General features: G+C 71.4%; 21 protein-coding genes. 12 read left to right on the top strand and 9 right to left on the bottom strand.

Going from position 1 to position 22,003, the window contains the following annotated elements; all coding sequences use genetic code 11:
• Together BLR04_RS20470 and BLR04_RS40790 are read right to left on the bottom strand one after the other, a co-directional pair.
• A complete protein-coding gene (locus BLR04_RS20470) occupies positions 1–801 on the bottom strand; it encodes a Nif3-like dinuclear metal center hexameric protein (protein WP_090767568.1) in 801 nt (266 codons plus the stop codon).
• Positions 798–947 carry a hypothetical protein gene (locus tag BLR04_RS40790; RefSeq protein WP_176903199.1) on the bottom strand — a complete coding sequence of 50 codons (150 nt, stop codon included), beginning with the start codon at positions 945–947 and terminating at the stop codon, positions 798–800. Before BLR04_RS40790 ends, BLR04_RS20470 begins: the two co-directional genes overlap by 4 nt.
• Before the next feature lie 62 nt (positions 948–1,009).
• On the opposite strand from BLR04_RS40790, the gene BLR04_RS20465 reads away from it, so the two are divergent.
• On the top strand, positions 1,010–2,038 hold the full coding sequence (locus BLR04_RS20465; protein ID WP_090767565.1) for a dipeptidase: 1,029 nt from the start codon (positions 1,010–1,012) through the stop codon (positions 2,036–2,038).
• Entirely contained in the window at positions 2,035–3,120 is a 1,086-nt protein-coding gene (locus BLR04_RS20460; protein WP_245740369.1) for a M20 family metallopeptidase, read from the top strand. Before BLR04_RS20465 ends, BLR04_RS20460 begins: the two co-directional genes overlap by 4 nt.
• Here the strand turns inward: BLR04_RS20460 and BLR04_RS20455 are convergent.
• Positions 3,117–3,617: an SSI family serine proteinase inhibitor gene (locus BLR04_RS20455; protein ID WP_090767562.1), complete on the bottom strand. Its 501-nt coding sequence runs from the start codon at positions 3,615–3,617 to the stop codon at positions 3,117–3,119. The two genes, BLR04_RS20460 and BLR04_RS20455, sit on opposite strands and share 4 nt — an antisense overlap.
• Positions 3,618–3,859: 242 nt before the next feature.
• Here BLR04_RS20455 and BLR04_RS20450 point away from each other — a divergent pair, with 242 nt between their 5' ends.
• Together BLR04_RS20450 and BLR04_RS20445 are read left to right on the top strand one after the other, a co-directional pair.
• Positions 3,860–5,293: an Nramp family divalent metal transporter gene (locus tag BLR04_RS20450; protein ID WP_090767559.1), complete on the top strand. Its 1,434-nt coding sequence runs from the start codon at positions 3,860–3,862 to the stop codon at positions 5,291–5,293.
• An 82-nt stretch (positions 5,294–5,375) separates the two neighbouring features.
• Positions 5,376–6,332, top strand: coding sequence for a helix-turn-helix transcriptional regulator (locus BLR04_RS20445; RefSeq protein ID WP_090767555.1), 957 nt, complete (start codon positions 5,376–5,378; stop codon positions 6,330–6,332).
• A gap of 3 nt (positions 6,333–6,335) precedes the next feature.
• On the opposite strand, the gene BLR04_RS20440 is transcribed toward BLR04_RS20445, so the two are convergent.
• The 3 genes from BLR04_RS20440 to BLR04_RS20430 are packed head-to-tail and all read right to left on the bottom strand — an operon-like array spanning position 6,336 to position 10,017.
• A complete protein-coding gene (locus tag BLR04_RS20440) occupies positions 6,336–7,832 on the bottom strand; it encodes an AMP-binding protein (RefSeq protein WP_090767552.1) in 1,497 nt (498 codons plus the stop codon).
• The gene (locus BLR04_RS20435) at positions 7,832–8,854 is read right to left on the bottom strand and encodes an acyl-CoA dehydrogenase family protein (protein ID WP_090767549.1); all 1,023 of its coding nucleotides are present in this window, start codon (positions 8,852–8,854) and stop codon (positions 7,832–7,834) included. Before BLR04_RS20435 ends, BLR04_RS20440 begins: the two co-directional genes overlap by 1 nt.
• Positions 8,851–10,017, bottom strand: a complete 1,167-nt coding sequence (locus tag BLR04_RS20430; protein ID WP_245740368.1) for an acyl-CoA dehydrogenase family protein — start codon at positions 10,015–10,017, stop codon at positions 8,851–8,853. The genes BLR04_RS20435 and BLR04_RS20430 overlap by 4 nt, the downstream gene beginning before the upstream one ends.
• Positions 10,018–10,165: 148 nt before the next feature.
• Here BLR04_RS20430 and BLR04_RS20425 point away from each other — a divergent pair, with 148 nt between their 5' ends.
• Both BLR04_RS20425 and BLR04_RS20420 read left to right on the top strand, forming a co-directional pair.
• Positions 10,166–11,503, top strand: a complete 1,338-nt coding sequence (locus BLR04_RS20425; protein WP_245740367.1) for a sensor histidine kinase — start codon at positions 10,166–10,168, stop codon at positions 11,501–11,503.
• Between the two features lie 181 nt (positions 11,504–11,684).
• Complete coding sequence (locus BLR04_RS20420; RefSeq protein ID WP_245740366.1) at positions 11,685–12,248, top strand: TetR/AcrR family transcriptional regulator; 564 nt, start codon at positions 11,685–11,687, stop codon at positions 12,246–12,248.
• Here BLR04_RS20420 and BLR04_RS20415 read toward each other — a convergent pair.
• The gene (locus tag BLR04_RS20415; RefSeq protein ID WP_176903198.1) at positions 12,199–12,990 is read right to left on the bottom strand and encodes a class I SAM-dependent methyltransferase; all 792 of its coding nucleotides are present in this window, start codon (positions 12,988–12,990) and stop codon (positions 12,199–12,201) included. The two genes, BLR04_RS20420 and BLR04_RS20415, sit on opposite strands and share 50 nt — an antisense overlap.
• A gap of 48 nt (positions 12,991–13,038) precedes the next feature.
• Between BLR04_RS20415 and BLR04_RS20410 the strand changes: the two genes are divergently transcribed.
• Together BLR04_RS20410 and BLR04_RS20405 are read left to right on the top strand one after the other, a co-directional pair.
• A complete protein-coding gene (locus BLR04_RS20410) occupies positions 13,039–13,629 on the top strand; it encodes a copper resistance CopC family protein (RefSeq protein WP_176903197.1) in 591 nt (196 codons plus the stop codon).
• Positions 13,626–14,657 carry a copper resistance D family protein gene (locus BLR04_RS20405; RefSeq protein ID WP_090767536.1) on the top strand — a complete coding sequence of 344 codons (1,032 nt, stop codon included), beginning with the start codon at positions 13,626–13,628 and terminating at the stop codon, positions 14,655–14,657. Before BLR04_RS20410 ends, BLR04_RS20405 begins: the two co-directional genes overlap by 4 nt.
• 6 nt (positions 14,658–14,663) lie before the next feature.
• On the opposite strand, the gene BLR04_RS20400 is transcribed toward BLR04_RS20405, so the two are convergent.
• The gene (locus BLR04_RS20400; RefSeq protein ID WP_245740365.1) at positions 14,664–15,857 is read right to left on the bottom strand and encodes a hypothetical protein; all 1,194 of its coding nucleotides are present in this window, start codon (positions 15,855–15,857) and stop codon (positions 14,664–14,666) included.
• Positions 15,858–15,907: 50 nt separating this feature from the next.
• Between BLR04_RS20400 and BLR04_RS20395 the strand changes: the two genes are divergently transcribed.
• Positions 15,908–16,483, top strand: coding sequence for a GNAT family N-acetyltransferase (locus BLR04_RS20395; RefSeq protein WP_143022115.1), 576 nt, complete (start codon positions 15,908–15,910; stop codon positions 16,481–16,483).
• Here BLR04_RS20395 and BLR04_RS20390 read toward each other — a convergent pair.
• Positions 16,374–17,720, bottom strand: coding sequence for a cytochrome P450 (locus tag BLR04_RS20390; RefSeq protein ID WP_090767530.1), 1,347 nt, complete (start codon positions 17,718–17,720; stop codon positions 16,374–16,376). The two genes, BLR04_RS20395 and BLR04_RS20390, sit on opposite strands and share 110 nt — an antisense overlap.
• Before the next feature lie 224 nt (positions 17,721–17,944).
• Between BLR04_RS20390 and BLR04_RS20385 the strand changes: the two genes are divergently transcribed.
• The 3 genes from BLR04_RS20385 to BLR04_RS20375 all read left to right on the top strand — a co-directional run bounded on the left by BLR04_RS20385 (position 17,945) and on the right by BLR04_RS20375 (position 21,970).
• A complete protein-coding gene (locus tag BLR04_RS20385) occupies positions 17,945–18,382 on the top strand; it encodes a nuclear transport factor 2 family protein (RefSeq protein ID WP_090767526.1) in 438 nt (145 codons plus the stop codon).
• Positions 18,383–18,473: 91 nt separating this feature from the next.
• Positions 18,474–21,131, top strand: a complete 2,658-nt coding sequence (locus tag BLR04_RS20380) for an alpha/beta fold hydrolase (protein WP_090767523.1) — start codon at positions 18,474–18,476, stop codon at positions 21,129–21,131.
• Positions 21,128–21,970, top strand: coding sequence for an ABC transporter permease (locus BLR04_RS20375; RefSeq protein WP_090767521.1), 843 nt, complete (start codon positions 21,128–21,130; stop codon positions 21,968–21,970). Before BLR04_RS20380 ends, BLR04_RS20375 begins: the two co-directional genes overlap by 4 nt.
• Positions 21,971–22,003: the final 33 nt, after the last annotated feature.

Genomic DNA, 22,003 nt, shown 5'->3' with positions numbered 1-22,003 from the left:
TCAATATCCTCTTGTCCAAGCATCGGTGACCGTGGCGGAGACACGCGTTTCAACGGTAACGCCACTCTCGCGCAGGATGGACGCCGCGCTGTCGAGCCAGGGCCACTCGGTCGCCCAGTGGGCCGCGTCGATCAGGGCCGGGCCACCCGACTCCACGAACTCGCTCGCCGGATGGTGGCGCAGGTCGGCCGTGAGGAACACGTCGACGCCCGCCGTCGCGGCCGCGGCGAGCAGGGAGTCGCCCGCTCCCCCGCTGACCGCGACACGGCGGACCGGCCGCGCCGGGTCGCCCGCCACGCGCAGCCCGCCGGGTGTGTGCGGCAGCCCTTCGGCGGCGCGGGCCGCGAACGCGTCCAGCGTCGTCTGCTCCGGGAGCTCGCCGATGCGGCCGAGGCCGCGCCACGGGTCGTCGGGGAACGGCTGGAGCGGCACCAGGTCGCCCACCAGGCCGACGGCGCGGGCCAGGGCGTCGGATACGCCCGGGTTGGCCACATCGGCGTTGGTGTGCGCGGTGTAGAGGGCGATGTCGTTCTTGATCAGGGTGTGGACCAGGCGGCCCTTCGGTGTGGTGGCGGCCACGCTGGTGGTGCCGCGCAGGTAGAGCGGGTGGTGGGTGACGATCAGGTCGGCCCCCCACGCGAGCGCCTCGTCGGCCACGGTGGCGACCGGGTCGACCGCGAACAGCACCCGGCGGACCTGCTGGGCCGGATCACCGGCGACCAGCCCCACGGCGTCCCACGACTCGGCCCGGGCGGGCGGATAGGCCGCCTCGAGCATCTCGATCACGTCTGTCAGCGTCACAGCAGCCACGTGCGCAGACTACCGGCCACACGCGCGACGTCCCGCGCGGGGCGCGTGACGACCACGACCACGATCTGACCGGACGGCGCGTCACGGTGATCCGCGCCGGCTCGTCGGCGGCGCAGCTCGCGCCACGTGTCATTCACACGACATATCCGGATAAAGAGTGTCATTGGAGCTGGTGAGGGCCGCGCGGTACCGTCCAAGCATGACGCTCTCCCTGCACCAACGCGCAGTCGTCGCCGACACCCACAACGACCTGCTCATGGCCGTCTCCGCCCGCCCGCCGGAGCGGTGGGCCACGTTCTTCCGCGAGCAGTGGCTGCCACAGCTGCTCGACGGCGGGGTGAACCTCCAGGTGCTGCCGGTCTTCATCGACGACCAGTACCGTCCCGAGGGCGCTCTGCGGCAGACGCTGCGGATGATCGAATGCGCGCACGTGCTGGCCGAGGGCAACCCCGACCACGTCCGCCTGTGCCTCGACGCCGCGGCGATCGACCAGGCGCTGGACGACGGCAAGATCGCGCTGGTGCTGGCGCTGGAGAGCATGCCGGGCCTCGACGCGAGCGTCGAACTCATCTCCACCGTGCACCGCCTCGGCGTACGGGTGGCGTCGATCGCGCACTTCGGCCGCACGCCGCTCGCCGACGGCAGCGGCGAGGACGCCACCGGCAGCGGGCTGACCTCACACGGCATCGAGGCGCTGCGGGAGATGGAGCGGCTCGGCGTCGTCTTCGACGTCTCCCACCTGGGCGCCTCCGGCGTGGCCCACGTGCTGGAGCTCGCCACGAGGCCCCTCATGGCCACCCACTCGTCGGCCCGCGCGCTGCGCGACCACCACCGCAACCTCACCGACGACCAGCTGCGGGCCGTGGCCGCGACCGGGGGCGTCATCTGCGTCAACTTCTTCGCCCCGTTCCTTGCCGAGCGCGCCGAGGACATGACGCTCGACCGGCTGCTCGACCACATCGAGCATGTCGTGGACGTGGCCGGCATCGACCACGTCGGGCTCGGCCCCGACTTCATGCGCGAGGTGATGGACGACCTGACGCCGCCGTGCTGCGAGGGCCTCCAGCTGCGGGGCGTCGACGTCAGGGCGTGCGTACCCGGGCTCGAGGGTCCGGCCGGGCTGCCCATGGTGACCGAGGGCCTGCTCGCGCGGGGCCTGCCGGAGAAGGACGTCATGCAGATCATCGGCGGCAACGTGCACCGGTTCTTCGGGGAGACGCTGGCGTGAACGACGCGCAGACCGCCCGCATGCTGGAGGACCTGGAGGAGCTCGTCGTCTGCGAGTCGTTCTCCAGCGATCTGGAGGCCGTGGCGCGCAGTGCCAAGGTCGTGGCCGCGATGGGCGCCAGGCACCTCGGCGCCGCCCCCGAGTTCCTGGTGATCGACGGCGTCACGCACCTGCGCTGGACGTTCGGCACGCCGAAGGTGCTGCTGCTCGGCCACCACGACACCGTCTGGCCGATCGGCACGCTCGCCACCCACCCCTGGTCGGTCACCGACGGCGTCGCGCGCGGGCCGGGCGTCTTCGACATGAAGGCGGGGCTGGTGCAGATGTTCCACGCGCTGGCCGGGCTCGGCACGCTCGACGGCGTCACGCTGCTGGTCACGGGCGACGAGGAGGTCGGCTCGCTCACCTCCGCGCCGCTCATCGAGGACAGCGCGCGCGGGATGGCCGCCGCGTTCGTCGCGGAGGCCAGCGCGGACGGCGGCGCGCTGAAGACGGCCCGCAAGGGCACCTCGATCTACAGGCTCGACGTCCATGGACGGGCCGCGCACGCCGGTCTCGAACCGGAGAAGGGCGCGAACGCGGGTGTCGAGCTGGCCCACCAGATCCTCGCCGTCGCGGCGCTCGGCTCGGGTGCGACGACGGTGACGCCGACGGTGCTGTCGGGCGGTTCTGCGCAGAACACGGTGCCGGCCGCCGCCTCGGTGGCGGTGGACGTACGGGCGGCGGAGGTGCGCGAGCAGGACCGCGTGGACGCGGCCATCCGCGCGCTGCGGCCGGTCGTGCCGGGCACCCGTCTGGAGGTGCTCGGCGGCCCGAACCGGCCGCCGCTGGAGGCCGCCATGTCGGCCTCCCTGTACGCCCTGGCGAACCGGCTGGCGGCGGAGCTGGGGCTCGGGACGCTGCCGTCGGCCGCGGTCGGAGGCGCCTCCGACGGGAACTTCACGGCCGGGGTCGGCTGCCCGACGCTGGACGGGCTGGGCGCGGTGGGCGGTGGGGCGCACGCCGACCACGAACACGTGCTCGTGGCCGAGATGCCCCGGCGCACCGCCCTGCTGCGCGCCCTGGTGGAAGCGGTCCGCTAGACGACCGGGCCGAGCTTCCTGTCCATCACGCACCGGTTGGAGAACTGCTGCCGGTACGCGGTCGGACGGCCGTACCACTGGCCCCTGATGTCGACCGTCACCGGGTTGTACACGAAGACGCAGGGGCCCGGGTTGACGTTGAGCGCCCGCACGTTGCCGCGCACCTGGCGCAGCGCGTCGCAGGCCTCGTGCGCGCGGGGGTGCGTGCCCCCGTCGGGGCCGCACGTCAGCGTGTAGGTGTACGCGCCGACGTGGCGGTGGTCGTGTCGTGGCCAGTGCGTGCTGCGGTGGCGCGAGTGGGTCCAGCGCGTGCTGCGGTAGCGCTGCGGGGGCGTCCACTGCGTGCCGCCGTTGCCGGGCGTGACGGTGATGGTCAGCACGGCGGCCGGGGCCCTCTTCTTCTTGGCCTCCGCCGTGCCCGTCGAGAAGGGCACCGCGAGAGTCGCGGCCGCGCAGAGACCGAGTGCGGTGAGCCTGCGTCCGATGGACTGCGTCATGAGAACCTCCTGGTCGACTGCTGTCCCGGGTGGGACCGCGGACTCATCATGACGACGTTTCGCGTTTTCCCCGTCACCATCCGTCGCGTGGCGCGCTCATCGTGATCGGATGGTTACAAGCTGACGTTTTCCCTGGTCACGAAGGTTTCGATGGTTCTCTCACCGCGGTTGTCAACTGGCTGTTCACCGCGGTCCACGATCTCTGTAATGTGACGGGAGGAAAGCAGAGCAAGGAGATCCGCATGGCGGAGTTCACCCCCACCGTTCCTGCGCGCGTCCTACCTCCTGTCCACGTCCGCGACCTTCCAGAACCGCCCTCGTCCACCTGGCGCATCATCGGCCCCGGCCTGGTCGGCGCCGGGGTCGGGCTCGCGTCCGGCGAGTTCATCCTCTGGCCGTACATCGCCTCGCAAGTCGGTCTCGTGTTCATCTGGGGCGCGGCGATCGGCATCATCACCCAGTGGTTCCTCAACATGGAGATCGAGCGCTACACCCTCGCCACCGGCGAGACCGCGCTGACCGGCTTCAGCAGAATGTGGAAACACTGGGGCCTGGTCTTCGTGCTGATGACCCTCTGCTCCAACCTCTGGCCGGGCTGGGTGACCACGTCCGCGACCATGGTCACCTACCTGACCGGGTCGGGCCAGGGAGCCGTGCGGTGGATCGCGATCGGCATGCTCCTGCTGATCGCGCTCGGCCTCACCCTGGCGCCCGTCATCTACACCATCCTCGAACGCGTGATCTTCGTGAAGATCGCGCTGGTGGCCACGCTGGCCGTGGTGGCCGTCCTCATCGCGATCAACGCGGAGAGCTGGGTCCAGCTGGGCCGGGGGCTGACCGTCGACGCGAGCTTCCCCATCCCGCCGCTCGACTTCGCCGTCCTGATGGGCGCCATCGCGTACGCGGGCGCGGGCGGCGGCCAGAACCTGTGCCAGAGCAACTGGATCCGCGACAAGGGCTTCGGCATGGGCCTGTACGTGCCGCGCCTGGTCAGCCCCGTCACCGGCCACGAGGAGGCGGCGTCCTCGACCGGCTACCAGTTCCCGCCCACCGCCGAGAACCTGGCCCGCTGGAAGCGGTGGTGGCGCTTCGCGAACATCGAGCAGGCCTGGACGTTCGCGGTGGTGGCGTTCGTGACGATCGCGCTCATGTCGATGCTGGCCTACTCGACGGTGTTCGGCCGGCCCGGCCTGGAGAACAGCATCGCGTTCCTCGAGGTCGAGGGCCAGGTGCTGATGGACGTCGTGGGCCCCTGGTTCGGGGTGCTGTTCTGGCTGATCGGAGCCCTCGCCCTGTTCGCCTCGGCGATGGGCATCGTCGACTACACCTCGCGGCTGGCGTCCGACACGATCAAGACCGTCTACCTGCGCGACAAGCCGGTCTCCGTCAACCGCGTCTACTTCGCGATCGTCTGGGGCATGGCGCTGCTCGGCACCGCGATCCTGCTGCTGGGCTTCGACCAGCCGCTCATCCTCCTGGTCTTCTCGGCGTGCTTCGCGGCCGTGATGATGTTCGTCTACTCGATCCTGCTGATCGTCCTGAACCGGCGGGCGCTGCCGCAGGCGCTCAAGGTCCGCTCCTACCGGCTCGGGGCGCTGATCTGGTCGGTGGCGTTCTTCGGCACGCTGACCGTCCTGGTCGTCATCCAGCAGGCACGGCAGCTGTTCGGCGGCTGAGCGCCACGTGACCGGGCCGCGCGCCGCGGCCCGGTCACCAACGCGGAACGAACCTTGCCGCGATCACCGGCACACTGGGCACATGCTGGACACCTCCGCCCGTCTGCTCAAGCTCCTCTCGCTGTTCCAGGCCCATCGCGACTGGTCGGGCCCTGAGCTGGCGGCCCGGCTCGGCGTGTCGACCCGGACCATCCGCAACGACGTCGAGCGGCTGCGCTCGCTCGGCTACCCCGTGAACGCGACCCCGGGAGTCGCGGGCGGCTACCGGCTGGGCGCCGGGGCGGCGCTGCCCCCGCTGCTGCTCGACGACGAGGAGGCCGTCGCGGTCGCGGTCGGGCTCGGGCGGGCCACGGGCGGTGGCGTCGAGGGCATCGAGGAGAGCTCCGTACGGGCGCTCGCCAAGCTGGAGCAGGTGCTGCCGTCGCGGCTGCGCCGGCGGGTGAGCGCCCTGAACGCCTACACCGTGCAGATGCCGGGCCCGGCGCCGTCCGTGCGTCCTGAGGTGCTGACCACGATCGCGAACGCGGCCCGCGACCGCGAGCGGCTCCGCTTCGACTACACCGGGCACGACGGCGAGCAGAGCGTGCGGGACGTGGAGCCGTACCGGCTGGCGCACCGGCGTGGACGCTGGTACCTGGTCTGCTACGACGTCGCGCGGGCCGACTGGCGCACCTTCCGGGTCGACCGGGTGCGGCCGCGCCCTCCGGCCGGGCCCCGGTTCACGCCGCGCGAGCTGCCCGAGGACGGCGACGTGGCCGCGTACGTCGAGAAGGGGGTGAACACGGCGATGTGGCGGCATCGCGCGACGGTGCTGCTGCACGCCCCCGTCGAGGAGATGCGGGCGCTGAAGCACCTCCTGGAGTTCGAGCCGGTGGACGACGCCACCTGCCTGGCCCACCTGGGCGGCGACGACCTGTTCAGGATGGCGGTGTGGATCGGGTTCCTCGGCGTGGACTTCGAGGTGCTCGACCCGCCGGAGCTGGCCGAGCAGGTGCTGCTGCTGGCCGACCGCTACCGGCGGGCGGCGGGGCCCCGGTGAAGGTCATTCCTTCTGCGTCTCTGCCAGGTAGTCCTCGCGCACCCGGCTGCGCGACAGCTTGCCCGTCGGGGTGCGCGGCAGCTCGGCGCGGTACACGATCACCTTCGGGTGCTTGAACCGGGCGATGCGCGGCTCGCAGTGCTCCAGCAGCTCGGCCGTCAGGCCGGGGCCCGGCTCGACGCCCGCGGCGGGCTGCACGAGCGCGACCACGTTGTGGCCCCACTCCTCGTCGGGCACCCCGATGACCGCCACGTCGGCCACCGCGGGGTGGTCGAGCAGCGCGGCCTCGATCTCCGCGGGGTAGATGTTCACCCCGCCCGAGATGATCAGGTCGGTACGCCGGTCGCACAGGAACAGGTAGCCGTCCTCGTCGAGGTAGCCGATGTCGCCGGGCGCGTACCACTCCCCCAGCATGCTGGCGGCCGTCCTGCCCGGGTCCTTGCGGTACTCGAACGAGCCGAGGCTCGACTTGACGTAGATCAGGCCCGGCTCGCCGGGCGGCAGGTCCTTGCCCGCCTCGTCGCAGATCTTCGCCTCGAACCCCGGCGCGGGCCGGCCCACGGTGCCCGGTCTGGCGAGCCACTCGTGCGGCTTGACGGAGAACGCGATCGTGGACTCGGTCGAGCCGTAGTACTCGTACAGGACCGGGCCCCACCAGTCCATGATCTTCTGCTTGACCGCGACCGGGCAGGCGGCGGCGGTGTGGACGACCTGGCGCAGGCTCGACATGTCGTACGCGGCCCTGGTCTCCTCCGGCAGCTGCAGCATCCGGTGGAACATGGTCGGCACCATCATCGCGTTGGAGACGCGGTGGCGGTCGATCAGATCGAGGACGCCGGCCGGGTCGAACCGGGGCGCGATGACCACGCTGTGGCCGAGGTGCAGCGCGAACTGGGTGTGCGCGCAGGGCGCCGAGTGGTACATCGGCGAGGTGACCAGGTGCACGTCGTCGCCCGGCCGCAGGTCGACGACCTCGCCGAGGAACCAGGTGTACAGGGGCGCGATCGCCTCGGGTTCCGCGCCGGGCAACTTGCGCTGCACCCCCTTGGGGAAGCCGGTGGTGCCGGACGTGTACCACATGACGGCCCCCGCCGCCCGGTCGGCGGGCGCGTCGGCCGGCTGTCCTTCGGCCAGACCGGCTGTGCCGACCTCGCCTCCCGGCACGGCGTACTCGGGCCCGGTGACCACGACGGCGGCGTCGCAGTCGGACAGGATGTACGCGATCTCCGAGGCGGTCAGGTGCCAGTTGATCGGCACGTAGTACAGGCCGATCTGCCCGGTCGCCATGAGCATGACGACGGCGTCGAGCCCGTTGGGCAGCACTCCCGCCACCACGTCCCCCGTCGTCAGCCCCCGGGCGCGCAGCCCGTGGGAGACCTGGTTGACGCGGGCGAGCAGCTCGCCGTACGTGGTCTCCGAGCCGTCGGCGTCGATCACGGCGCGGCGGCCGGGGTCGGCCGCGGCGATGGCGTAGAAGCCGGGCAGCCCGCTGACGTCCATCACAGCTCCAGCAGGTCGGCGAGGCGGGCACGGTGCAGACGCGGCGGGCCCAGCAGCACCTCGTCGGCCTTGGCCCGCTTGTAGAACAGGTGGGCGTCGTGCTCCCAGGTGTAGCCGACGCCGCCGTACAGCAGCAGGTGGTCGCGGGCCACCTCGAAGCAGGCCCGTCCGACGTACGCCTGGGCGAGTGCGGCGGCGCCCGGCAGCTCGCCGGGCGACTCGTCGGCCGCCCAGGCGGCGTACCGGACGATCGACTCGGCCTGTTCGAGCTTGCCGTGCATGTCGGCGAGCTTGTGCTTGACGCCCTGGTACGAGCCGATGTAGCGGCCGAAGGCGACGCGGATCTTGGCGTAGGCCACGATGGCGTCGAGCGCCGCGCGCATCACGCCGAGCTGCTCGGCGGCGAGGGCCACGCACAGCCGGTCGTGCAGTTCGGCCTCCGGCGCGCGGCCGAGCGGGCGGGCCGGAGCGCCGTCGAGGACGACGGCGGCCTGGCCGCGCGTCAGGTCGAGGGTGTCGAGCGCGGTCCTGCGCACGCCGGGCCCGGCGAGCTCGACGGCGACCAGGACGAGGCCGTCGCCGGTGCGTGCGGGGGCGACGAGCACGTCGGCCTCCATGCCGCTGAGCACCTGCGGCAGGGTGCCGCGCGCGGACGTGCCGTCGAACAGCACCTCCGTCCGGTCGAGCGTGGCGGTGACGCGGCCGTCGGCGATGCCGGTCAGCAGCTCCTTGTCGGACACGGGACCCGCCGCGATCGTGGCGAACACGGTCGAGAGGAACGGGCCGGGCAGCAGGGCCGCGCCGGTCTCCTCGAGCGCGACGGCCAGCTCGGCCATGCCGGCGCCCGCGCCGCCGTGCTCCTCGGGCACGATCAGGCCGGACAGGCCCAGCTCGCCGTTGAGGCGGGCGTACACCGCGGGGTCGTAGCCCTCGCGGACCTTGGGCAGCGGCGCGGCGGCGCGCAGGAAGGCGCGCACGGCCTCGCGCAGCTCCCGCTGCTCGGGACTGAGTACGAGCTTCACGCCTGGGTCCCCACCTTCAGGTCCTTGAACGGCACGTTCTTGTCCATCCGCGGCTCCGGCGGCAGGCCGAGCACGCGGTCTCCGACGATGTTGCGCATGATCTCGTTGGTGCCGCCGCCGAGCGCCAGGCCGGGGGCGGATGCGATGACGCCGGCGAGGGGATGGCCACCCACCACCGCCTCGGGGCCGACGAGCTGCGTGGCGAGGTCGGCCCGGAACAGCGTCAGCTCGGCGAGCAGCAGCTTGGCGGCACTGCCGCGCGCGCCTGGGAAGACGCCGGCCCTGGTCTCCTGGGCCAGCCGCTGGTTGAACAGCGCGAGCGCGCGGGTGCGGATGTGCAGCTCGACCAGCTGGTCGCGGACGTACGGGTCGCCCGTGTCCACCATGGTGCGCAGCGCCTCCAGCGACGCCGGGTCGTCCTTCTGGCCGCCCATGCCGACGCCCGCCGAGATGGACAGCCGCTCGTGCAGCAGCGTCGTGACGGCCACGCTCCAGCCGTCGTCGACGTCGCCCACGCGGTGCTCGTCGGGGATGGTGACGTCGTCGAAGAAGACCTCGTTGAAGTTGGCGCGTCCCGACATGTCCTTCAGCGGCCGGACCGTCACGCCCGGGTGGTGCATGTCCACCACGAACATGGTGAGACCTTTGTGCTTGGGCACCTCGACGTCGGTACGGGCCAGCAGCAGCCCCCAGTCGGCGTGGTGGGCGACCGAGGTCCACACCTTCTGGCCGTTGACGATCCAGTGGTCGCCGTCGCGGACGGCCCTGGTCTGCGTGGCGGCGACGTCGCTGCCCGCTCCGGGCTCGGAGAACAGCTGGCACCAGATCTCCTCGCCGCGCAGGAGCGGGCGGACGAACCGCTCGCGCTGGGCGTCGGTGCCGCGGTCGACGATCGTGGGCCCGGTCATGCCGAGGCCGATCGAGAACAGGTAGGTGGGCAGGGTGTAGTGGCGGGCCTCGTCGGCGAACGCGCGCTCCTCGGCCTGCGTCAGCCCCTGGCCTCCCCACTGCCGCGGCCAGGTGATGCCGGAGTAACCGGCGTCGTAGAGCCCGGCCATGAAGCTCTTGGCGCGGGAGACCGGGTCGGCTTCCGGGTAGTCGTCCGATGGAACGTTGTCCTGCAGCCAGGCTCTGGCCGCACGCCGATACTCGTCCAGGTTCACATCGACTCCTCGCATCAGTGCTCACTTACTCTAGGTCAGCCACCGAGACCCGTACAGAGCAATGCTCTGGTGTTCTTTATGGTGTTTTGTGATGTAATTTCCCTTTTTTGAGGGAAATCCTCTTAATGTGATCACCCAAGGAGATGGTGTGATCACACGGCTGGGGCGTTCCATCCGCGCGCGACTGGCGCTCTTCGCCAGCGTCGCCATGGCCCTGCTCTGCCTCGTCGCCTGCACGCTGCTGCTGTGGTCGACGCACAACACGCTCGTCGACATCCGGACGAACGAGATCATCGGCAGCGCGCTCCGCGCCGTCCACCTGATCAAGGAGCACGAGCTGCCGCAGACGCTCGACAGCGAGCCGTACAGCATCCAGGTGATCGACCCCGAGGGCAGGGTGGTGTCGGCGACGCCTGACCTGCGGGGGGCGGCGCGCCTGACCGCACTCGCCCCCGAGGCGGGCGGCACCAGCCGCATCGACACGGTGTGCGGCGTGCCGCGGTTCCACGACAAGTGCCAGGTGACGGTCACCTTCCGCGTGTACGACCAGCAGGGCGACTGGATGGTCCACGCCTTCGGCCCCGTACCGCCCTGGTACGTCAGCCTCGCCGCGGTCGTCCTGCTGACCGGTGTGTCGGCGGCGCTCGTGGTGCTGACCTGGTTCGGCGCCTCGCGGATGGTCGCGAAGACGCTCGCGCCGGTCGACAGCATCACCGGCCGGCTGGCCGAGATCACCGCCGGCAACGTCGGGATGCGGGTGCCCGTGCCGGAGAACGCCGACGAGATCAGGGCCCTCGCCGAGACCGCCAACCAGACGCTCGCCCGGCTGCAGGAAGCGGTCGAGCAGCAGCGCAGGTTCGTCTCCGACGCCTCGCACGACCTGCGCAGCCCGGTCACCGCCATGCGCGCGGAGCTGGAGGAGGCCATGCTGGCCGCCGACGAGACCGACTGGCACGAGACCGGGAACCGGCTGCTGAACAGCCTCGACCGGCTGCAGAACATCGTCACCGACCTGCTCACGCTGGCCAGGCTGGACGCCGGGGAGCCGGGCCGGCTCGCGCCGGTGGACCTGGCCGAACTGGTCAGGGCGGAGACCGCGCGACCGCGCTCGAAGAAGGTGGTGACCTCACTGGAGCCCGGCGTCGTCGTCACCGCCGACCGGATCCGGCTGGCCCGCCTGCTGACGAACCTGCTGGACAACGCCGAGCGGCACGCCGAGAGCCGCGTCATCGTGTCCGTGCGGCGGATCAGGCAGCAGGCCGCGCTGGAGGTGGTTGACGACGGGGCCGGCATCGCGCCCGAGCACCGCGAGCTCGTCTTCCGGCGCTTCACCCGGCTGGACGCCTCCCGCAGCCGCGACGCCGGCGGCACCGGCCTCGGGCTCCCCATCGCGCGCGAGATCGCGCAGGCGCACGGCGGCACGCTGACGATCGAGGATTCCGACAAAGGTGCCCGTTTCGTCCTGAGCATCCCCATAACGGATTAGTACTACCTATTTCGGCATAGGGGTGCCTAGGGCTACCATGATCAATCCGAGCGAGATTCCGGTTACATCCCGGAGACTGTCCTTTTCGAAGCAGGTAACCGTTTTGTCCGATAAATGCCATTTATCAGAAGTCAAAGCTCCCGCGACGGCGACAGGATTCAGCCGAATACGGCGTGAGAAGTTGCTGAGGACGGCCTGCGAGGTGATCGCCGAGCAGGGCTTCGGGCACACGAGGACCATCGACATCGCCAAGGCCGCGGGCGTGAGCCAGGCGCTGCTCTTCTACCACTTCGACACCAAGGAAGGGCTGTTCGCCCAGGCGTTCGGCTACGCCGCCCGCGTCCACCTGCAGTCGCTCGCCGACCTCGAGGAGTCCGCCGGCGCGCCCCTCGACCGCCTGCGCTCGCTGCTGCGGCTCTGCTCCCCCGCGATCCCCACGAAGGGCTGGCGGTTCTGGATCGACGCCTGGTCGGAGGGCATGCGCAGCCCCGAGCTCGAGGCGACCTCACGCCGCATCGACGCCCGCGGCCGTACGCTCATGCGCGGCATCATCGAGGCCGGCGTCGACTGCGGGCAGTTCGCCTGCCCCGACCCCGACGCGACCACGTGGCGGCTGTTCGCGCTCATCGACGGGCTGGCCGTCCAGACCCACCTGCACCCCAACGCGCTCTCCCGCCGCCGGGTGAACGCTCTCATCAGGACGGCGGCGTCGTACGAGCTGGGCGTGGCGGCCGAGCGGCTGTGAGGACCTGGGTGATCACCGTCAGCTCCCACGTGCCCCGGGGATTGAGCGCGAGCAGCTCCCGCCTGACCGCCTCGGTGAAGTCCGCCAGGCGGGCGCCGAGACGGGCGGGCGAGGTGTGGGAGTACGACAGCTGCAGGCCGACGACCTCCTCCAGCCCGTAGGTCAGGCGCTCCTCGTAGTGGGCGACGTCGAGGGCGCTGAACGGCGAGCCGGCCAGCACGTCGTCGTGGTGCTCACCGGAGGTCTGGTAGGAGTTGGGCGCGGTCGCCGTGTCGACCGCGAAGGCGTCGCGCACCCGCCGCATCACCGGCTCCCACGGCTCCTCGGGGCCGCCGTCGCGCGCCGGCCCGAGAAGCGCCACGACGCCGCCGGGCGGCAGCAGCTCGTCGAGATCGGCCAGCACCGCACGGCGGTCCATCCAGTGGAACGACCGGCCCATGACGACATGGTCGAACGGCGGCAGCTCGCGCAGCCCGGTGGAGTCGCCGCGGATCCAGCGGATGTTCGGCGCGCCCGCCGCCAGGCGTTCGCCCTCGGCGAGCATCTCGGCGTCGGGATCGACCGCGAGCACCTCGCGGACGCGGCGGGCCAGGGGGATGGCGATCGTCCCCGGCCCGCAGCCGAGGTCGAGCACCGTGCTGTCGGCGCCGAACGTCATGGCCAGGTGTTCGATGGCCGACGCGGCGTGGCGGGGACGGTATCGCGCGTAGTAAGGGGCCGCGCCGCCGAACAGGTCGCCCATGGATGGGACCATATACGGGTTCCAACGTGTCCGATGGAAGGTTTGTCTGTGAGGCGGCTACTCACGGTCCTGCTGCTCACCTGCGCCGCCGTGGGGCTGGCGTACGCACCTGCCCAGGCGCACAACGTGCTGATCGGCAGCGACCCCAAGGACGGGGCCACGCTGACGGCGGCGCCGCGGCAGGTGACGCTGGTGTTCGACCAAGCGGTGCGCAAGGGGTACGCGCAGATGGAGGTGACCGGAGCCGACGGGGCGGTGTTCGCCGACGGGGCGGCCGACGTCGCGGCGGAGCGGGTCTCGGTCAAGCTCAAACCCTTGCCGCCCGGCGGCACGTACGTCGTGGGCTACCGCATCCTGTCGGCCGACGGCCACCCGGTCACCGGCAAGATCAGCTTCTCGGTGGCGGCGGGCGCCTCCGCCGGGGCCCCGGTACCGGAGACCGACAGTGCCGACGTCTCGGGTGTCACGGGCGCCGATGCCGCCGAGGCGGCCGCCAACGGCGGCGCCGGCATGGCGGTGCTGTGGATCGCGGGCGCCCTGGTGCTGCTCGCGGCGGGCACGGTCGTCGCCCTCCGCCGCTCCTCCCCCACCTCAGGCGCGGCGGCCCCCGAGGCCGAGAACGAGGGGGCGGACGCGTGACGATCACCGCTCTCCCGCTCTCCCGGCAGCGGATCGGCGGGTCCGTCGTCGCCGGCGCGTTCGGCGTGGCCGCCGTGGTCGCGGCCGTCGCGGCGAGCACGTTCACCGCGCAGGAGGCCGTGCCCGGCGTCCCGATGCCCGGCGTCGTGGTGGCGGTCGGGCTGCCGATCGTGCGTGTGCTGCTCGACGTGGCCTCGGTGGCCGTGGTCGGGCTGAGCCTGCTGCCGAAGGTTCTCGGGTTCGACGACCCCGAGCGCACCGAACCGGTCCTGCTGAAGGTCCGCCCGCTCGTGGTCACGGCCGCGTGGGCGTGGGCGATCTGCGCGCTGATCACCGTCGTCTTCCAGACCGCCGACCTCAACCCGGGGGCCGTGCCGACGTTCGGGATGATCGCCGCGTACGTCGGCGACGTCGGCGCAGGTCAGGGGCTGCTGTTCAGCGCAGCCTGCGCGCTGGCGGCGGCCGGCATCGGCCTGATGGCCGTGCGGTTCGGCGAGAAGGTCCCGGCCGAGCTGCGGATCATCGTGGCGCTGTTCGGGCTGCTGCCGATCCCCGTCACCGGCCACGCCGTCGCGTCGGTCTGGCACGACCCGCTCATGATCTCGATGGAGCTCCACGTCATGGGCGCCGCGGTCTGGACCGGGGGGCTGGTGGCGATGGCGACGTTCGTCGCTCCGCACCGCGAACTGCTGGCCGTGTCGCTGCCGAAGTTCTCGAAGATCGCCACGGTGTGCCTGCTGCTGGTGGGCCTGTCCGGGCTCGTCACGGGCCTCGGCACGATGGCGCTCACGCCGGGCGTGACGCTGCCCGACGCCCTGCTCACCAGCCACTACGGGCAGCTGGTCGTGGTCAAGGCGGTGCTGGTGGCGCTGCTGGTGCCGCTCGCGGCGCACATCCGCTTCCGGCTGATGCCCGCCATCCGCGAGCACCGGGCCACCGCCCTGGTGGGCTGGGCGGTGGCCGAGGTGAGCGTGATGGGCCTGGCCTACGGGGTGGCCGTGGCCATCACGCGGTCGTCGATCGTCTGATCGGGCTCAGGTCGCCGCGGGGGCCGCGACGGGCACGCGGGGCGCCGGTTCTCCGGCCTCCCGCGGCCTGCGCCGGCTCACGATCCACTCGATCGCCAGCCACGAGACGAGCAGGCCCAGCCCGGCCCACACGGCCGTCGCCGTGGCCAGCGGGGGCGCGCCGAGCAGGCCGTCCTGACCCTTGATCCAGCCGTACACCGGGCCCATCGCGGCGCTCTGCGCCATGAGCGCGCCGTACGCGCCGGCCGTCACCACGACGGCACCCAGCACCGCCCGTACGGCGGGTATCCGCACCAGGAACGCGACATCCACCAGCAGCCCGGCGGCGATCAGGAAGAACGGCACGGCCGACGGCGGGAAGCCGGTGAAGGTGAGCAGCGGCCAGATCACGGTCCTGAACCCGACGTAGGTGGCGGCCACCAGCGTGGCGGAGCCGAACCTGCCGATCAGCGCGCGCGCCACGACCAGCACCGACAGCCCGACGATCACGGCGTAGACCGGGTAGAGGGCGTCGGGCACCGGAAGGGTGAAGCCGGTGATCATCGTACGGTCGACCGGGCGGCCCATCTGGTCGGCGGCGAACCGCAGCAGGATCTGCTCGGCGTAGACGACCTTGTTGTCCCACGCGCCGAGCGACAGGATGCCGTACTCCTGATGCTGTTCGGGGAAGTGCACGTTCTCCAGGAAGAACGTGAAGAACGCGCCCAGCACGACGGTCCGCTCACGTCCGGGCGGCGCGCCCATGAACCAGCCGCGGATCACACCCGCGATCATGAAGAACGTTCCGACGTACAGCATCATGTGCGACGGGCTCCACGACGTGATGTCGAGGCCGTTGATGCGGTGGTTGATCAGGTCGAGCGGCACCGCGACGAGGAAGACTCCCGTGCCCCACTGGATGAGCCGGAGCGCGGCCTTGTCGACGCCGTAGCCGGTGTAACCGTGGATCACGGTCAGCGCGACGACGATGGCCGTACCGACGGAATTGAGCAGGTGAGGCGGGGCGAGGTCGTCGCGCAGCCACTTGAAGTGCCACGAGACGTCCCAGGCCGAGCCCAGCACTTTGAGGGTGAACGCCACCAGCCAGCCGAAGTAGAGCACTCGGAACAGGTCGTGCGGCGTCTCACGGCCTGCAGGCCCCCGGGTCCAGTAGGGCAGGGCCCACGCGGCGGCTTTCTTGAACGATGCTGGAGACTTCACAGGACCGAATCTTACGGTGATCGGCGTTGACGACAGAGGGGGCAGGGTCGTTGATCTGGCCGCTCTCTGCTCGTCGCCATAATGCGGACATGTCGTTAACGATCCGTTCTGTACTTCCGGACGATTCAGTATCGATTGAAGAAGTCCGTATCGCCGGCTGGCGCGTCGCCTACCGCGGTCTGCTGCCGGACGCGTTGCTCGACGGGATGGAGGTGCGTCCGCAGCTGGTGGAGGCCCGCGCGAACGCCATGAAGGACGGACGGCTGAAGGGCCACGTGGCCGTGCGCGACGGCGCGGTCCGCGGCTTCACCCTGTACGGCGACAGCCGCGATGACGACATTCCCGGCATGGAGGTGTACGCGATCTACATCCTGCCCGAGGATTTCTCGACCGGCATGGGACGTGCGCTGATGGATGCGTCGACCGCGGCCATGGTTGCCGCGGGCGGCACGGAGGTCGGGCTGTGGGTGCTGACGGACAACGCGCGCGGGCGGCGGTTCTACGAGCGGTACGGGTTCACGCCGTCGGGCCGTACGAAGGTGGACGAGGACGACGGCGTTCGGCTGGAGGAGCTCCACCTCCGGATGGCGCTTCCCCCTTCTTCAGGCGTACGGGCAGGTGCTTGAGTCCGTTCTGGAAGTTGGACGTGAGGCGCATCGGAGCGCCGGCCGGCTCGACGTCCCAGGACAGCAGCTCGCCGAATATCGCGCGGAACTGGGCGCGGGCCAGGTGGGCGCCGAGGCAGACGTGCGGGCCGAAGCCGAAGCTGACGTGGTCGTTCGGGCTGCGGGCGACGTCGAAGCGGTCGGGGTCGGGGAATACGGCCGGATCGCGGTTGGCGGAGGCGTGATAGACGACGACCTTGTCGCCCGCCCTGATACGCCGGCCGCCGAGCGTGAGGTCGCGGGTGGCCGTCCGCCGGAAGTGCACGACGGGCGGCCAGAAGCGGAGCATCTCCTCGACGGCGGAGCCGAGCAGCGACGGGTCGGCGCGCAGGCGGGCCAGCTCGCCGGGATGGTCGAGGAGGGTGAGCAGCCCGCCGGGGATGCCGTTGCGCAGGGTCTCGTTCCCGGCGACGGCGAAGAGGAAGAACATGTTCTCGAACTCCTCCTCGGTGAGACCGCCTCTCCGCATGGCCGACATGACGGATTTATCGTCTATAGGGGTTTTCGCCAGGGCGTGGGCGTAGGTGAACATGTCGGCGAGCGCGGCCCTCGAACGGGGATTGACGCCGGGGCGCGGTTCCGGCCGGGCCGCCACCGCGAGCCTGCCCATGGGGCTGAGGGAGGCGACGTCCGCCGTCGACAGGGCGGCGTAGTCGTCGTCCTGATAGCCGATGACGCGGGACGCCCAGTCGTACAGCAGCCGGCTGTCCCGCGGCGGCACTCCCATGACGTGGGCCAGCGTCCACACGGGCAGGTCGGCGGCCACCTCCACGAAGTCGCACTCGCCCGCGGCGAACAGCGCCGCGGCCCGCTCGGCGATCGCCCGCTCCAGCGCGCGGACCGCGCGCGGGGTGAAGGCCGCGGCCACGATCCGGCGCAGCCTGGAGTGGCCGGGCGGGTCCATGTTGAGCATCATGGCCTGGACGAAGCGCAGGTCAGCCGGGGTGTCGGGGTCGCGGATCTGGGTGGCGCCGAGGTGGGACGAGAAATCCTCCGGGGTACGCAGGACGTGCTTGACGTCGGCGTGCCGGAACACCGCCCAGTAGCCCGGTCCCGCACGCCACGGCCCGACGGCCGGTTCGGGGACCCAGCAGACGGGGTCCTCCTCCCGTAGCCGGGCGAACAGGCCGTAGGGAACGGCGGTCGCGTACGTGGACGGCAGGAACACGTCGCCGGTTTCAGGGGGATTCGCCGGCATTCCGCCTCCTGTCGTCGTGGGCTTCCACACGCCCGCTGTCCACAGGCAACCCGGGCGACGGCTCGTTGTCCACAGTTCGCCGCGCTCGGCGATTCGGCTCCGCGCCGGGCGTGCAACATGGGCCGGGCGAGGGCGTAGGCGGCCGCCTTACCTGGCGGGTAATCGCCATGCCCACCTACCACGCAGGAGACTTCCCCCGCCCGAAACGCCAGAAAGGACTCATCATGACCACTCGCGACACCGTTCATGAGCTGCTGCGCCGGATCGGCGAGAGCGACCCCGAGGGCGTCGCGGAGCTGTTCGCCGAGCAGAGCGACTGGCGGTTCAGCTGGCCGGACGAAGGGCACCCGTCGGTGCCGTGGATCCGGCCGCGGGCGAGCCGCGCCGACGTGGCCGAACACTTCGGCGCGCTGGGGGCGCACCACGCGCCCGAGCGGAACCGCACCACGGTCACCCGCATCCTGGTCGACGGCGACGACGCGGTCGTGCTCGGCACCATCGCGCAAACCGTCAAGATCAACGATGTGTCCTACACGTCCCCGTTCGCCCTGCATCTCACCGTCGAGGGCGGCCTGATCACGCGCTACCACATCTACGAGGACAGCCTCACCGTCGCCCGCGCGCTGTCGGGCGACACCGGTCCCGACCGGCGGGTTCCATGATCGCCCAGGTCGGCGGCGCCGCGCCGCGCGCGGGCACGGCGCGCGGGCGCCGTCTCAGCGATCTCTCAGGTGCGATAAGTAGGCTCACCGCATGAAGCGTGTGGCCGCACTGGTGGTGGCACTCGCCCTCATCGGGGTGACGACCTGGCTCGTGTGGCCGTCGGCTCCTGATGTCCGGGGCCAGGACCAGAAGATAACCGTCGTCGACGGACCTGCCGGCGACCAGCGGGTGGAGCTCGACACCACGTTCTTCCCGCCGCCCGGCGGCGGGAAGGCGCCTGTCGTGCTGCTCGCCCACGGGTTCGGCGGCAGCAAGCAGAGCATGCGTGACCAGGCGGTCCGCCTCGCCCAGGAGGGCTACGCCGTCCTCACCTGGTCGGCGCGCGGCTTCGGCCGCTCGACCGGTCAGATCGCGCTCAACTCGCCCGACTACGAGGTCAAGGACGTCCAGCAGCTGATCGACTGGCTCGCCAAGCGTCCCGAGGTGCAGCTCGACGCGGCGGGCGACCCGCGGGTCGGCATCGCGGGCGGCTCGTACGGCGGCGCGATAGCGCTGATGACGGCGGCCTTCGACCAGCGGGTCGACGCGATCGTGCCCCAGATCACCTGGTCCGACCTGGCCGACGCGCTGTTCCCCAACGCCGCCGCGACTGCCCCGTCCGCCGGCCAGAGCTCGGCGGCCGAAGAGGGAGACGCCGCCCCGAGCGGTGGCGGGGCCGAGCAGGCCGGCGGTGTCTTCAAACGCATGTGGGCCGGCATCTTCTTCGGCCAGGGCGTCTCGCTCGACGCGACGTCGCTCCTGGGCCCGCGCGACGCGGCCGGGCCGCTCACCCCCGAGCAGGCGCGGTGCGGCAGGTTCCTGCCCGAGATCTGCGACGTCTACCAGAAGGTCGCCGAGACCGGCACCGCGACGCCCGAGGCCGTCGCGCTGCTGCGCAGGTCCAGCCCCGTCACCGTGGCCGACCGCATCAAGGCGCCGACCCTGCTCCTCCAGGGGCAGCGCGACTCGCTGTTCCCGCTGAGCCACGCCGACGCCAACGCCAACGCCATCGCCGCGGCCGGCACGCCGGTGAGCATGGGCTGGTTCGACGGCGGCCACGACGGCGGCAACGGCGAGGCCGACTGGCTGTTCGAGCAGTCCAGCGCCTGGTTCGCCCGCTATCTCAAGGGCGAGGGCTCCGGGGCGCCGCCGGTGAGCGCGTTCACGGTGACGCGTGACGGCGGGCGCGACCCCGGCACCCGCCAGCGCATCCTCCTGCACCCGGAGACCGGATCCTACCCGGGGCTCGGCGGCACCGACACCACCACCGTCGAGCTGCAGGGCCCCGAGCAGAACATCGTCAACCCGCCCGGCGGCTCGCCCGCCTCCATCTCGACGGTGCCCGGCATCGGCGGCCTGCTTGGCGGCCAGGCCGGCGGCGTCTCGATCGACATGCCCGGCCAGAGCGCCGCGTTCGAGTCCGTGCCGCTCACCACCCCGCTCCAGCTCACCGGCAGCCCCTCCGCCACGATCAGGGTGAGCGGCCAGGGCACGGCGACGCTGTTCGCGAAGCTGTACGACGTCGCCGACAGCAGCCAGCTGCCCGTCCTGCCCGCCGGGCTGGTCGCTCCCCTCCGGGTCACGATCCCCGAGGGCGCGGGCAGCGTGACGGCCACGGTCCAGCTCCCGGCCGTCGACCACCGCTTCGCCGTGGGCCACCGGATGCGGCTGGTGGTGACGACGACCGACATGGGGTTCGCGACGCCCGCCCAGCCGGCCACGTACCAGGTCTCGCTGGCCTCCCCCGTGCTCGCGGTCCCGACCGTCCGCACGCTGGCGGCGGCTCCGACCGGCGTCGCGTGGTGGGTCTGGGCCATGCCGCTGGCCTCCGTCGTGGTCGCGACCGTCCTGCTGGCCGTCGGCCGCAGGCGCCGCCCGGCACGCGGCGCGTCGCCCCTCGAAGGCAACCTGGCGACCAGCCCGAACGGGGCCACGGTGACCGCGGCCTCCGCGTCGGCGGACGGCGGGCCCGACGTGCCGTTGGAGATCAGGGGCCTGACGAAGGCCTACCGCAACGGCGAGCGGGCCGTCGACGGGCTGTCGTTCCGCGTCGAGCAGGGCCAGGTCCTGGGGCTGCTCGGCCCGAACGGCGCCGGCAAGACGACCACGATGCGCATGATGATGGGCCTCATCCAGCCCGACGAGGGCGAGATCCGCATCTTCGGCGAACGCGTGACGCCCGGCGCTCCCGTGCTGTCCAGGCTCGGCTCGTTCGTCGAGGGGCCCGGCTTCCTGCCGCACCTGTCCGGGCGCGACAACATCGACCTCTACTGGGCGGCGACCGGCCGTCCGACCGCCGACGCCCACTTCGACGAGGCCCTCGAGATCGCCGGTCTCGGCAAGGCGCTCGACCGGGCCGTACGCACCTACTCCCAGGGCATGCGCCAGCGCCTGGCCATCGCCCAGGCGATGCTCGGGCTGCCCGACCTGCTCGTGCTCGACGAACCCACCAACGGTCTCGACCCACCTCAGATCCGCGAGATGCGGGAGGTACTCAAGCGCTACGCGCGCGACGGCCGTACCGTCATCGTGTCCAGCCACATGCTGGCCGAGGTCGAGCAGACCTGCAGCCACGTCGTGGTCATGCAGCGCGGGCGGCTGGTGTCCACCGGTCCGGTGTCGCAGCTGCTCAGCTCGGCGGCCGTCGCCAACGGGCACGGGCCTCGGCTCGAAGACGTGTTCCTCGACCTCATCGGAGACAAGCGATGACCACCGCGACGGGCTACGCGCCCAACCGCACGCTGCCGTTGCGGGTGGAGTTCGTGCGGCAGTTCAAGCGGCGGCGGACGCTGGCGATGTTCGGGCTGCTGCTGGCACTGCCCTGGGTGCTCGTGATCGCGTTCCAGATCGGGCCGCAGCGCGGCCAGGAGCAGTCGCTGCGCATCTCCGACCTGGCCACCCAGAGCGGGCTCAACTTCGCCGCGTTCGCGCTGTCGGTGTCGGCCAGCTTCCTGCTGGTGGTGGCGGTCGCGCTGTTCTGCGGCGACACCGTGGCGAGCGAGGCCAACTGGTCGTCGTTGCGCTACCTTCTGGCCGCTCCGGTCCCGCGTGATCGGCTGCTGCGGCAGAAGTTGATCGTGGCTCTCGCCTACTCGGCCTCAGCCGTGATCTGCCTGCCGCTGATGGCGCTGCTCGCGGGCACTCTGGCGTTCGGCTGGGACGACATCCAGGTGCCCGTCACGGGCGAGGTCATCCCGGCGCTCGACGTGCTTCCCCGCTTCGGCATCGTGATCGGGTACGCCCTGGTCAGCCAGCTCGTGGTCGCCGCACTGGCCTTCCTCATCTCGACCATGACCGACTCACCGCTGGGCGCGGTGGGCGGAGCCGTCGGGCTGTGGATCGTGTGCACGATCCTGCAGGCCGTGGAGGCGCTGGGCGTACTGCGCGAGTTCCTGCCCACGTTCTGGAACAACGCCTGGCTGGACGCCCTCCAACCGGAGCTCGACTGGAGCGGTATGACAAAGGGCGCATCAGTGTCCATCACGTACGCCGCCATCCTCATCGCAGTGGCCTTCCGCCGCTTCCGCCACAAGGACGTCGTCAGCTGACCCACCCGGGCCCGCTCCCTCCACGACGTGTGA

The sequence above is a fragment of the Nonomuraea maritima genome (genome assembly GCF_900100395.1).
Lineage (GTDB): Bacteria > Actinomycetota > Actinomycetes > Streptosporangiales > Streptosporangiaceae > Nonomuraea > Nonomuraea maritima.
This window is presented reverse-complemented; position numbering and strand designations above follow the sequence as displayed.